General features: G+C 45.2%; 10 protein-coding genes. 6 read left to right on the top strand and 4 right to left on the bottom strand.

The genetic code is table 11. From position 1 onward, the window contains the following. Positions 1-280: 280 nt before the first annotated feature. Both OPS28_RS16115 and nfuA read right to left on the bottom strand, forming a co-directional pair. Complete coding sequence (locus OPS28_RS16115) at positions 281-532, bottom strand: hypothetical protein (protein ID WP_265610489.1); 252 nt, start codon at positions 530-532, stop codon at positions 281-283. 1 nt (position 533) lies between these two features. Continuing rightward, positions 534-1,112 (bottom strand): Fe-S biogenesis protein NfuA, encoded by a 579-nt coding sequence (nfuA, locus tag OPS28_RS16110; RefSeq protein WP_265610488.1) that lies wholly within the window; start codon positions 1,110-1,112, stop codon positions 534-536. A 117-nt stretch (positions 1,113-1,229) separates the two neighbouring features. On the opposite strand from nfuA, the gene OPS28_RS16105 reads away from it, so the two are divergent. Beyond that, a complete protein-coding gene (locus OPS28_RS16105; protein WP_265610487.1) occupies positions 1,230-3,818 on the top strand; it encodes a M14 family metallopeptidase in 2,589 nt (862 codons plus the stop codon). On the opposite strand, the gene OPS28_RS16100 is transcribed toward OPS28_RS16105, so the two are convergent. Further along, positions 3,815-4,498, bottom strand: coding sequence for a ComF family protein (locus OPS28_RS16100; RefSeq protein WP_265610486.1), 684 nt, complete (start codon positions 4,496-4,498; stop codon positions 3,815-3,817). The two genes, OPS28_RS16105 and OPS28_RS16100, sit on opposite strands and share 4 nt — an antisense overlap. Positions 4,499-4,556: 58 nt before the next feature. On the opposite strand from OPS28_RS16100, the gene bioH reads away from it, so the two are divergent. From bioH to OPS28_RS16085, 3 genes are all read left to right on the top strand, one after another. Continuing rightward, the gene (bioH, locus tag OPS28_RS16095; RefSeq protein WP_265610485.1) at positions 4,557-5,354 is read left to right on the top strand and encodes a pimeloyl-ACP methyl ester esterase BioH; all 798 of its coding nucleotides are present in this window, start codon (positions 4,557-4,559) and stop codon (positions 5,352-5,354) included. A gap of 105 nt (positions 5,355-5,459) precedes the next feature. Beyond that, entirely contained in the window at positions 5,460-5,762 is a 303-nt protein-coding gene (locus OPS28_RS16090; protein ID WP_265610484.1) for a hypothetical protein, read from the top strand. Positions 5,763-5,771: 9 nt separating this feature from the next. After that, positions 5,772-6,608 carry a putative metalloprotease CJM1_0395 family protein gene (locus OPS28_RS16085; RefSeq protein WP_265610483.1) on the top strand — a complete coding sequence of 279 codons (837 nt, stop codon included), beginning with the start codon at positions 5,772-5,774 and terminating at the stop codon, positions 6,606-6,608. A gap of 314 nt (positions 6,609-6,922) precedes the next feature. Here OPS28_RS16085 and OPS28_RS16080 read toward each other — a convergent pair whose 3' ends face one another. Next, a complete protein-coding gene (locus tag OPS28_RS16080; protein WP_265610482.1) occupies positions 6,923-9,247 on the bottom strand; it encodes a Tex family protein in 2,325 nt (774 codons plus the stop codon). A 235-nt stretch (positions 9,248-9,482) separates the two neighbouring features. On the opposite strand from OPS28_RS16080, the gene OPS28_RS16075 reads away from it, so the two are divergent. Next, positions 9,483-10,169, top strand: a complete 687-nt coding sequence (locus OPS28_RS16075; protein ID WP_265610481.1) for an ABC transporter ATP-binding protein — start codon at positions 9,483-9,485, stop codon at positions 10,167-10,169. Further along, entirely contained in the window at positions 10,163-12,661 is a 2,499-nt protein-coding gene (locus OPS28_RS16070; protein WP_265610480.1) for an ABC transporter permease, read from the top strand. The genes OPS28_RS16075 and OPS28_RS16070 overlap by 7 nt, the downstream gene beginning before the upstream one ends. Positions 12,662-12,696: the final 35 nt, after the last annotated feature.

Below are 12,696 nucleotides of genomic sequence, written 5' to 3'. Positions count from 1 at the left end.
AAGTATGGCGCTATTGACAGAAACTGCATATGGTCGGGTTAAATATGTCGTGAGATCATGTCGTGTAATCGTGGCGAAGTATTAGAAAGGCGCACTTATTGAAAGAAGGGAACAGAAAGTTTATAACTTATGCGTTGTCTCCGGCGTAGGGGTAAGACATGCAGAGTACATATTAACCCGTTTTGCTAGGGCTAGCCTCGCTACACCTTTCTCATCTTAATGAACGAAAGGGAAAAACTTGCACGCTGAGTGCTCATAGATTGTTGTGGATGGGAATTAGCTATTTATCAAATGGATTAGAACGAGAACGGGTCTCGCGCAAGCGATTAAAGCGATTCAGAAAGATACCCAGGTAGCCGCTCATGGCTAAGGCAAAGCCAAGCAGCATAATTGCGACACTCACCCATAAGGTAACAATGCTTTGTTCGTCGGTAAAAAGCATGCCACTAGCGCCTAGCGCAAAAACCAGCAGCCCCCATTTGAAACGGTGCCAGCTTTTGCTTAGGCCAAAGAAGCGAGTGTCGCCATCCATCTTAGTAGTAGGAGTGTTCGCCAGCCTGGTGTTCAGTAGCGTCTCGAACGCCTTTGAGTTCACCAGCAAACTCCTCCAGCATCTGTTTTTCGATGCCTTCTTTTAACGTCACGTCTACCATGGCACACCCATTACAGCCGCCACCGAATTGAAGTACCGCAAAACCATCTTCAGTAATTTCAGTCAGTACCACTTTACCGCCGTGACTGGCTAGCTGAGGGTTCACTTCTGACTCAATCATGTAATTGACGCGTTCAACCAGCGGCGCGTCATCGGCTACTTTGCGCGCTTTTGCGTTAGGTGCTTTAAGCGTAAGCTGTGACCCCATTTGATCAGTGACGTAATCTATTTCAGCGTCGTCTAAATAGGGTGCGCTTTCTTCATCTACCACGGCATCAAAACCGTTAAACGGCAGGCGTATATCGGAGTCTTCTACTGCGTCCGGGGGACAATAGGAGACACCACACTCTGCTGATGATGTACCAGGGTTCACCACAAATACGCGAATATTGGTCCCAGCTTCTTGTTTTTCCAACAATTTAGCAAAGTGCGCTTGTGCTTCTTCTGATATAGTGATCATTAACAAATCCTGTCTCGAATTAATGTTGAGACTATGATAACAAATTTACCTGACTAAAACAGTCAAGTATTGTATAGAAATTTGTTCTGATACAGCAGACAAGAAAAAGGTTTTGCAATGAATAAGCTGAGAATATTGATATCGTTGGTTGGTTTAGCGCTATTAACATGCGCGACTCAGTCATTAGCTCAATTTCCTCACATGGATGAAGGTGGAAGAGCAGCAAAGGATTATCTACCCAAAAATGTTACGTTTAATCCCGCCATTCCAACTCCAGAAGCTTATCTAGGCAATAAAGTCGGAGAGTGGCATGTTCGGCACGATCAATTGGTCGGTTATATGCAGACACTGGCAAAGGCGTCTGATCGTCTGTCAATTGAAGTGACGGGTTATACCCATGAAAATAGACCGCTAGTGTTAGTTACCGCTACCAGCAAAGATAATCAAAGCAAAATCGACTCCCTGCGCAATCAACATATCGCTGCCCTCGACAGCAAGCAAAATGTAGGCAAAGAGGCCCCCCTCTTTTTATATATGGGGTACAGCATTCATGGTAATGAACCGTCCGGTAGTAATGCTGCCATGGTCGTCGCTTATTATCTCGCTGCGGCACAAGGAAATGACATCGAAAAGCTCCTCAGTAATGCGGTTGTGTTACTCGACCCTTCGCTAAACCCGGATGGGTTATCCCGTTTCGCTCACTGGGCTAATATGCACAAAGGTAAACAACTCAATGCTGATCGCGAACACCGTGAACATCAGGAAGGTTGGCCTTCGGGACGCACTAATCATTATTGGTTCGATTTAAACCGCGACTGGTTGCTACTCACTCATCCAGAATCACAGGCTCGTATTCGTCAATTTCATAAATGGCGGCCCCATGTGCTTACCGATTTTCATGAAATGGACACTGACAGTACGTACTTTTTCCAACCGGGTGTAGCCTCTCGTAAGAATCCTTGGACGCCTGATGCTAATGTCACGCTGACCGAAGCATTGGCGAAGTTTCATGCCAAAGCCTTTGACGACAAAAAAGTATTATATTTTTCCCAGGAAGCTTTTGATGACTTTTATTATGGCAAAGGATCAACCTATCCCGACGCCCACGGCAGTATTGGGATCCTATTTGAGCAGGCAAGCAGTCGGGGTCACCTTCAGACATCCATAAATGGTGAGGTAAAATTTGCCGATACGATTCAAAATCAAGTCACCACCAGTTTAAGTACGTTTGCAGGGGCGCTGGCCAATAAAGCTGCATTACTGAACTACCAATCTAACTTTGCCAAGAACACACAAAAGCTAATTGATGAGGATCACGCCTTTGGTCATGTAATGCGAATCCCGCAGGACAAGCAACGGGCACAGGCTATGATTAATCTACTTGATCAACATCAGATACAGTATCATGGTGTGACCAAAGCACTGGAAGTAGACAAACGTCGCTATGAGCCGGGGGCTACCTTATTTATTCCGTTAAACCAGCCCCAATACCGCCTGGTGAAATCGTTATTTTCAACCAGAACATCCTTTACTGACAATACGTTCTATGATGTATCAAGCTGGAACCTACCCTATGCCTTCAATGTTGAGTTTGATGTGGTTAGCCATCGTAACCGGAGACGGGTCAAAGCCTCAGAATCGTTTACGTTAGCGCGATCAGATGTAGAAACGATTGATGCGAAATCTTACGCTTATGCATTCGAGTGGCATCACTATTACGCGCCAGCACTATTGCAAGCATTGCTAGAAAAAGACGTAAAGGTGCGCTCTGCAGGGGATACGTTTACCGCTACCCTTACCAACAATGAGAACTATAAATTTTCCCGTGGCACTATTCTTATCCCGATGGCGTTACAGGACAAAGATGTTTTTTCAATAGTAAAAGAATTAAGCCAACAATCTGGGGTGCCTGTCCATTCAATAGCCACAGGGTTAACCAGTCACGGTATCGATTTAGGCAGTAGCCGTATGGTACCGATTGAGCCGGTTAAATTACTGTTAGTTGGCGGCAAAGAGTCCACCGAATACGATGTAGGTGAAGTGTGGCACTATCTTGATACCAAAGTTGGATTACCCGTCAGTATTGTAGAACTTAGCCGCCTGAAAGAAGTGCCGTTACAGGACTATACTCACGTGGTGTTCGTTAGCGGAGACTATGGGCCATTAGATGAACTGTTTGCTGCAAAATTAAGTGGTTGGATCCAAGAAGGCGGCGTGTTGATTGGTCAGCAGTCGGCGCTTAAATATTTTGAGTCTAACGGTTGGCTTAATGTTGAAATTGAAGAAGACGCTGCCATTGACGAAGCCTTTTCCACAGAGGGTTTGCGCTATGCCGATAAAGAAGCACTGGAAGCCAAAAAACTCATAGCGGGGGCGACTTACGAGATGGTAATCGATTCGTCACACCCTGTTTTTTATGGTTATGAACGTCTAACGATACCGGTGTTTAAATCCAGTAACTTAATAGTGAAGAGTGATAACTCGCCCTTTACGACCATCGCTCGCTATAATCAGGAACCGTTGCTAGCAGGCTACACTGCACCAGAATTGGTGAAAATGGTTGCCGCCACCACGGCGGTTATCAGTCAGCCGTTAGGTGAAGGAGCGGTAATTGCCTTTACCGACAATATCCACTTTAGAGGGTATTGGTACGGCACCAACAAGCTGATGAGTAATGCCATTTATCAATCTGCGCATATTAATTAAGACCGATTAACCAGTGGGGCGAGGGTTACCGCCGTCGCCCACACATCAATTTTAACGCGTGGATTAGCCCGTTTGAGTTGTTTGGCAAGGACATCTACCGTGCTGCCTGTAGTGATTACATCATCTACAATGGCTAGATGACGATACGGTAACCCATCACTAACGATATATGCCCGGCGCAAGTTTTGTAACCGCTGCTGCCGATTAAGGCCCGTTTGCTGTTTAGCCGTCTTGCGTCTAGCCCATTGTGTATCAACGGGGATGTTAATTTTTTTTCCAATCAGGTTTGCCAGTTCTACAGCTTGATTATAGCGACGTTGGTAATAGCGCCAATAGGTAATGGGTACAGGTAACAGAGCTTCTGGCAATAACGGCAAATCTGCATTTGCAATCGACTCGGCAAACCAATCAGCCAGCACACCAGCCGGTAATAGGTCCCGGGACGATTTAAGCCTGCCTATCAGCTTATTAAGCGGCCACTGGTAAGGACCAATTGAATATAACCCATCAATTGCCGAGTGCTTAACATATTTAGCCACCTCTGGTCGAAGCAGTAAATTCGATGGTTTATCAGTATGATGAAAAAACACGGTATCATATCTACAAAACTGACATACCACGCTGGAACTATGCTGGTGACAAAGCATACACGCCAAATTCGGCAAAAGGCGTTTTAACATCGATCTGCTTACCTCGTATATCGGTATGTAGTTGAAAAAAATGATTAGGAAGTATGACGTGCAAGATTCTCATAAACCCAATGTGCTGAACAGTCGATCTATTGGTACAGGAAAAGAACTGTTTTTCTTACATGGCTGGGGGATGAATGGCGGAGCATTTGCAAAACTATTTCCCTATTTGCAAGAAGATTTTACGTTAACCGTTATTGATTTACCGGGCTTTGGCGATAATAGTCATGTGGTTCCCGAACCCTTTACCCTGCCTGCTTTGTCAGAGTTGGTCGCGGCTAAACTGTCAACGGATGCTATCATTGTCGGCTGGTCGTTTGGTGGTTTGCTGGCGCAACACCTGGCACTACAGCATCAGAGCAAAATCGCCGCAATGGTTACCATAGCCGCGTCGCCAAAATTTGAACAGGCACCTGGCTGGCCAGGTATCGATGCAACGTTACTCGCCCAGTTTCAACAGCAGCTTTCTCAGGATTACAAAAAAACGATTGAACGCTTTTTAGCAATACAAGCAATGGGTAGCACCACTGCCAGACAAGATATCAAAGCTATTCGACAGGCCATTCACGATTTTCCCGAACCAGCCCGAAAAGCCTTGGCTGAAGGGTTAAAGCTTTTATCTTCTGAAGATTTACGCCACGAAATAAACCGTATTAAACAACCCACCTTGCGTTTATACGGCAGACTGGACAGCCTGGTCCCACCCAGCAGTATTGACCAGATATGTAAATTGCATCCTCATGCAGATACCGTGGTATTGCCGCACGCTTCCCATGCCCCTTTTATTTCGCATCCACAGCAGACCGCGGATATAATACGACACTTTGTTATGACCCAGCTTACCTAAGTATGATTTTGGATACGCTAAATAGGCCGTTTTGGCGGAATTGCCTTTTTAATTAACACCGATTTGTATAATAATTAGCCTCGGGTAGTAAGAGGTAGAAGTATTTTGAACAGTATTGATTCAGGTATAGGGTCGGCTATTGCGGCAGGCTATAGTGGTCTTCAACAAGCTCAGGCAGATATTACGCAAGCCTCAGAGAATATCGCTGAACGTACCATGCAAACTTCAGAAAGTCAGAACCAAAGTGGAAGTGGTTCGAGTACATCAGGTCAGTCGTCTGCTCCAGCAGGCAACATGACTTCCGATTTAGTATCGTTGAAGATGGGAAGTATCAACGCCGAAGCTAATGCAAAAGTATTAGGCACTTCTTTTGACAATCTCGGTACTATCATTGATATCCTAGCGTAAGAAGCGCTGATGAATATTGTCACGCCCATCCCTACCAATGTGGTGTTTAGCACTGCCAACGTCAATACGGAGGCAGCGCGTCGTGACAACCTTTCTAGAGAAACTATTCCCGCCACCTCCACAGCAGAGCAAGGCGATAACAATAAAGGGCTTGGTTCAGATTCTGACCGTGCGCGCTCACCTGGCCAACCTAGCGGTCCATTCGTGTATGAAAAGCCCCAAATACAGCCTCAGGTAAGTGAAGCATTTGGCCAACAGGAAGATGCCGCAAATAGTGGTAAACAGCAAGACGCAGCCAATGGTGAAAGTGCAGGTAAAGAAAGCGCCGAAGATAAACAAAAACAACAAGCTGAAGAACAACAGCTTAAAGAATTAAAAGATCGCGATGCAGAAGTGCGGCGTCATGAAGAAGCACACGCTTCCGTAGGTGGGCAGTACGCAGGTTCGCCTCAATATGAATATAAGCAAGGCCCAGATGGCAAACGTTACGCCGTAGGCGGCGAAGTGTCTATCGATATTTCTGAAGCCGCGTCCCCAGAGAAAACCATTCAAAAGATGGAACAAGTGCGGGCAGCAGCGCTGGCACCTGAGCAACCCTCTCAACAAGATTTAAAAGTGGCTGCTGAGGCGGAACAAAAATCTGCCGAAGCAAAAGCTGAATTAGCTAAAGAAAAGACACAAACGTCCTCAACAGCGGGATTAAAGGCAAGCTTATCTGATTTAGACAATACGCCATCTAAAAATATAGCTAAAGAAGGTGATTTGGCCATTAGAACAGGCGTTATTCAACAGTTTTATCAAACCATATCAGCACCAAGAAACGAGGGTTTCTCAGCAAGCGCTTAGCGTAATATCCAACCCCGTCATCGGCCAACCCCGTCACCGGCCAGCCTCCGTCATCGTGATGAAAATCACGATCTCCTTCATTAGAAACCTGACATCCCCATTCCCCTGCGTATCGAAATCATACCTTCTATTTACGTTCGCAGTAACAAGTGAGGAGGTCCCGATTTTCATCGGGATGCCGAAAAGTTGCAGCAAAACACCGTGATCTTGATGGCGAATTGTTTGAATGAGAAAGCTAATTAGTGCAATAAAAGGGACGCAGACACATTGCATCCCTCCATTTTCTTTTATGTATAAAAGTAAAACGTATAAACTTACTTCTGCTTCGCTTTAGCAAACGCATCGGCAAAGGCATTACCCATAGCAGCATTTTGTGTTTGCGCCGGTTTACGGGGGCCTTTATTGTGTCCTTTATTGGGAGAGCGTGGCGTCGCTGATTTACCTTTAGGTGCGGCTGCTTTAGCTGGGGCAGGCGTTTCGTCAAGCCGCATGGTGAAGGAAATACGTTTACGCTCTACGTCGACTTCCATCACTTTGACTTTAACGATATCACCAGCCTTTACCACTTCGCGTGGATCAGAAATGAACTTATTGGTTAGTGCTGAAATATGCACTAAACCATCCTGATGCACACCTACATCAACAAAAGCACCGAAATTCGCTACGTTGCTGACCACGCCTTCTAAAATCATACCCGGTTTAAGATCGGCGATAGTCTCCACACCTTCTTTAAAGGAAGCAGTCTTAAATTCAGGGCGTGGATCACGGCCTGGCTTATCCAACTCTTTAAGAATATCTTTAACAGTGGGTAAACCAAATTGTTCATCTGTGAAGGTATCCGGGGATAGCTTCTTCAACAACTCGGTGTTGCCAATTAAATCATTCACCGCAACATTGGTTTGCGAAACGATTTTATCGATAACCGGGTAGGCTTCAGGGTGTACCGCAGAGCGATCAAGCGGATTGGTACCTTCGTTAATGCGTAGGAATCCAGCTGCTTGTTCGAACGCTTTCGGGCCTAAACGCTCAACTTTTAACAACGCTTTGCGATCAGCAAATGCACCATTGCTATTACGGAACATAACAATGTTATTCGCCAGCGTTTTGTTCAATCCAGAAACGTAACTGAGTAACGCCGGTGATGCGGTGTTCAAGTCTACACCTACTGCATTAACACAGTCCTCGATTACCTGATCAAGAGACTTACCTAGTTGGCTCTGGCTAACATCATGCTGATATTGACCGACACCAATGGCCTTAGGCTCAATTTTAACTAATTCGGCCAAAGGGTCTTGCAGACGGCGGGCTATCGAAACAGCCCCGCGTAGGGATACATCAAGCTCTGGTAGTTCTCGCGACGCTAATTCAGAGGCAGAATAAACTGAAGCGCCAGCTTCACTGACTACAATTTTCTGCGCTTTAAGTTCAGGGTTAGCTTTAAGCATTTCTGCTACCAGCTTGTCGGTTTCGCGCGAACCCGTACCATTCCCGATACTGATCAAGGTGACTTTATGTTGTTGGCACAACACCGCCAGGGTACGTAAAGATTTATCCCACTGATTTTGCGGCGCGTGAGGATAAATAGTGTTAGTCGTCAATACTTTACCAGTAGCATCTACAATGGCTACTTTAACGCCAGTACGTAAACCGGGATCCAGGCCCATGGTAACGCGTGAACCAGCCGGAGCAGCCATCAGCAAATCGTTCAGATTTTTGGCAAACACATTAATGGCTTCTTCGTCGGCTCTTTCTCGTAAACTGGCGAATAGCTCTGTTTCCATGTGCATGCCGATTTTAATTTTCCAGGTCCACTTCACCACTTGCTGCAAGAAGGCATCAGCGGGACGGCCTTTATCCTGAATGCCGACATGTTCTGCAATAATGTTTTCACACTCTGAATGCTGGCTGGCAGATTCATTCGCTGGATCAGCATTGAGTTGGATGTGCAGCATGCCTTCATTTCGACCACGGAACATGGCTAATGCACGGTGCGAAGGAACGGTTTTATATTTTTCCTGATGCTCAAAATAGTCTTTGTATTTGGCCGCTTCTTTTTCTTTACCAGGCACCACAGAACTGACCATCAGGGCGTTGTCAATAAGGTAGCGACGAACCTTGGCTAACAACCCTGCGTCTTCAGCAAAACGTTCCATTAAAATAAAGCGTGCACCTTCCAGCGCTGCTTTGGTATCAGCGACGCCTTTTTCGGAATCAACAAATGACTGAGCTTCATCTTCAGGGTTCAATTCTGGGTTAGCAAACAAATTGTCAGCCAACGGCTCAAGCCCTGCTTCAATAGCAATTTGCCCCTTGGTACGACGACGAGGCTTATAAGGAAGATATAAATCTTCCAGCGTGGTTTTACTGTCCGCCCCTTTAATTTGCGCCGCTAATTCGTCGCTTAACTTACCCTGTTCGTCAATTGACTTAAGAATTACGTTGCGGCGATCTTCCAATTCCCGCAAGTAAGTTAAACGCTGTTGAAGGTTACGTAACTGAGTATCATCCAACCCCTGAGTCGCTTCTTTTCTGTATCGGGCAATAAAGGGAACAGTGGCGCCTCCATCAAGTAGATTAACGGCAGCTTCAATCTGGCTTTCTTTAACTGCCAGTTCTTTCGCAATAGTCGATATGATCATAGATTATCAAATGAATGTTTAATTAGGGCTGAAGAATGAATGTCTGAGCCAAGAGATAGGTTCATTTCACGCAAAAACAAGAGGCGCAGTATAGCATTGATGCGATAAGGGGGAAGATTAAAATCAGGCAAGTTTTTTCTAAATAAAAATATCGGGTCGTTTTTACTTTCACAACTATTTCACACACGGTGGATTAGTTTACTTATTCTAAGAAACGTAAAAAAACGAGCGAGCAATGCCAAGTCAGATCCAGTTAAAAAATGTGAGCCAACAATTCATTGATAATAGCTCGCGCATAACGCTCTTCAGCGATCTTAATCTAACCATAGAGCAGGGAACGTCCTACGCGATAAGTGGTCCCTCGGGAACTGGGAAGACCAGCTTGTTGATGATTATGTCTGGGCTTGAAAAGCCTTTTTCCGGTCGGCTTTGTTATATGCAATCAAATAAAACGCGTAAGCTGGATGCGCTACGCAACGATATAGGTTTCATCTTCCAGCAATTTCATCTACTGCCCGAACTCTCGGCATTAAGTAATGTTGCGTTGCCACTAAAATTGAGAGGAGAAAAATACGCTGAAGATAAAGCCGAAGAATGGTTAGCAAAAGTTGGTTTAGCAAGCCGGCTTCATCACAAGCCTTCATCATTAAGTGGAGGCGAGCAACAACGCGTGGCGATAGCCAGGGCCTTGGTGTTTAACCCCAAATTTATATTTGCCGATGAACCTACCGGTAATCTTGACTCTGAAAATGCCAATGAAATTGCTGACCTTTTATTTTCCTGTTGTGAGCAACATAATGCCGCTCTAGTAGTGGTCACCCATAGCGAAAGCTTGGCGCAACGGGCTGAGCATGTATATCACCTTGAATTGGGAACCTGTACTCAACTGACCAACAGTACGCTGAGGTTAGCCCAATGTTGAAGAATGCCTTAACGTTAGCATGGTATCTTTTTCAACAGGAAAAGTACGCAAGCCACCAAGTATTGCTACGGTGGACCCAAGGAATTTTATTGGTATTTATTATTACCTTAAGTCTCACCAGTGCCAATATCCAACATTTTCTAGAACAAAATTTACAATCTTTGCTTGGCGCAGATGTGGTGCTGTCTCATTCGCAACCATTTACCCCTGCTCAACTTCAACAGTTAAACGTTCTGGCGAAGGACGTTGTTCATACGCGGCAGCTTAAAGCCATGCTGACCAATAATGAACAATGGCAGCAGGTATTGCTGAAAGCTGTCGACATGGATTACCCGTTACAGGGTGAAATACAGGCAACGCAGAGGTTTGATGAAGAGCACAGTGACAAACCAGGCTCAGGTAGAATAAGCGTGCCCGAATCAGGGAGCATTTGGCTCGAACCCAGACTGATGACTGTTTTGGGTGTAAAGGTGGGCGACACTCTTCAATTAGGTAATCACAGTTTTCACGTTTCCCGAATCTTATTGCACGAACCGGATCGACTGATGGAATCTCACAATGTTGAGATGCGGGCCATGATGAACGTCAAAGATTTACCTTCGTTACATTTTCCTGAAGAAGTGATTCAACATCGCTATCTTATCGCAGCAGATCAGAACAATATTGAAAAAATATTAACGTGGCAGGCGGAAAATGCCCCCGCTGCAAAAGTGCACCATAAGCGTGGCGGGCATCCGTTAGCTCTATTTTGGATAAGAGCTGAAAACTTTATGGGGCTGGCATCTATCATTCTTTTCTTTATGGCTGCGATTGGGATAGAGCAGCTTTCCCATGTACATGTGCGCAAGGATCAGTTTTTTTCTGCGCTATGTATGAGCATGACGGCTTCAAAATCAATGGGTCTGATGGTGTCATGGTTTAAGTGGATATTTGGGTTTCTTTGGATGCTTCCTGTTGTGCTCCTGTTTTCTGCTGGTTTGCACTGGCTGACCATTAAATGGCTAGGGAACACGTTTAACGGAATCGAGTGGGTATGGGATGTGAAAGCGCCGTTTAGTTCAATCGCTATTGTGGCGGTGGTATTTATGTTGTTCCATTCTCGGGTTTGGTTAGCGCTATTGAAATGCTCACCCGCACAGTTACTAAAGGGCGAGCATTCGACAAAACGCCAATGGAAGAGTCAGTTAACCGCACTGCTGGGGCTATGCGTTATCACGCTTTTGTATTCGGATAATTATACGCTTACGCTAATGGTCGTGCTCGCCACACTTTTCAGTGTTGTAGTATTAATCGCAATTAGCTGGGCTTCGTTGTATTTGTTAGAACGCTTGACGCGAAGTGTGTCAGGGTTGATCCCTTTTACACTTTTCATGATGCGCCAGCGCATAGTGAGTAAAAGCACGCAAATATTAGGGATAGGGCTGTGTTGTTTCTTATTGCTGTTTACGCTGATGCTGTTAAAAGACTTTGGCGCATCAATGGGAAATTACACCAGGCAACACGATGGTAATGTATTAATCACCCAGGCGACAAAAACACAGATGAATTTCATCAACCAATGGGCTGAACAAAAGCAGATTGCACTTCGTCAGCAAAAACCTTTCATCTATGCCAAATTACTCGAAGTAAATGCGACCCCACTGCTTGATTTTATTGGCAGGCCTAGTGAAAGTGCAGCCACCTTAGCGCGTCCAATAAGGTTGCACTGGAGTGATAATATTCCTGCGAATAATCGCATTGTCGATGGAAAATGGTGGCAGCCTGACACCGCTCACTGGCAACAAATCTCTGTGGAAAAAGAAGTGATGGTAGATTTAAAGCTGAGCTTAGGCGACCAGTTGACCTTTTTTATTGGTTCAAAAAGCGTAACGTTTACTATTGTCGCTACTCACGAATATCAATCAGGTAAAGGGGTAATCACTTTTTGGATGCAAATTCCGTCGGCCGCATTACAACAGTTAGATGCTGCTGAATACAGTATGGCAAGCATGGAGCTTGCAGAGAAAGACTGGGCACAGCTGAGTGAGCTTTGGCGACATCACCCCTCTTTACGCATGGTGTCATTAAAAGAACTGATGCTTCGTTTCGATAATGTATTGGGCATGGTAACCAAGGTGGTCAGTGGCTTTTCATTTATTATAATTTTACTGGCCGCAATAGTTATCATGGCCACCGTCAAAGCGGCTGAAACCAAGGACAAAAAGAAAAACAGCATCATTCTTAGCTTTGGCCTGAGCCGGTCCACGTGCTTTCGTTTAACTGTTTTCGAATGGCTTATTACCGCTTCTATTGCAGCAATAGGCGCGATCTTAGGAACCTATTTGGCCGGGTTATTAATTTATCAATCCCAGTTTTCAATGCCGTATTATCCCGATATGTATTGGCTGGTTGGGACGCTTTTCATCATTTTAACCTCGGTGACGATAATAGGCTTAGTGGCAAGTAGAAAATCGTTAAATAGTAGCGTTAGACAACTTATGTCTGAAAGTTAGTCTGGCTTCACATATTTTTCACAGGAAAGCTGCGA

It is taken from the genome of Alteromonas sp. ASW11-130, from assembly GCF_026183735.1.
GTDB lineage: Bacteria > Pseudomonadota > Gammaproteobacteria > Enterobacterales > Alteromonadaceae > Alteromonas.
The sequence above is the reverse complement of the archived record's forward strand: the minus strand, read 5'-3'. Positions and strand labels throughout refer to the sequence as shown.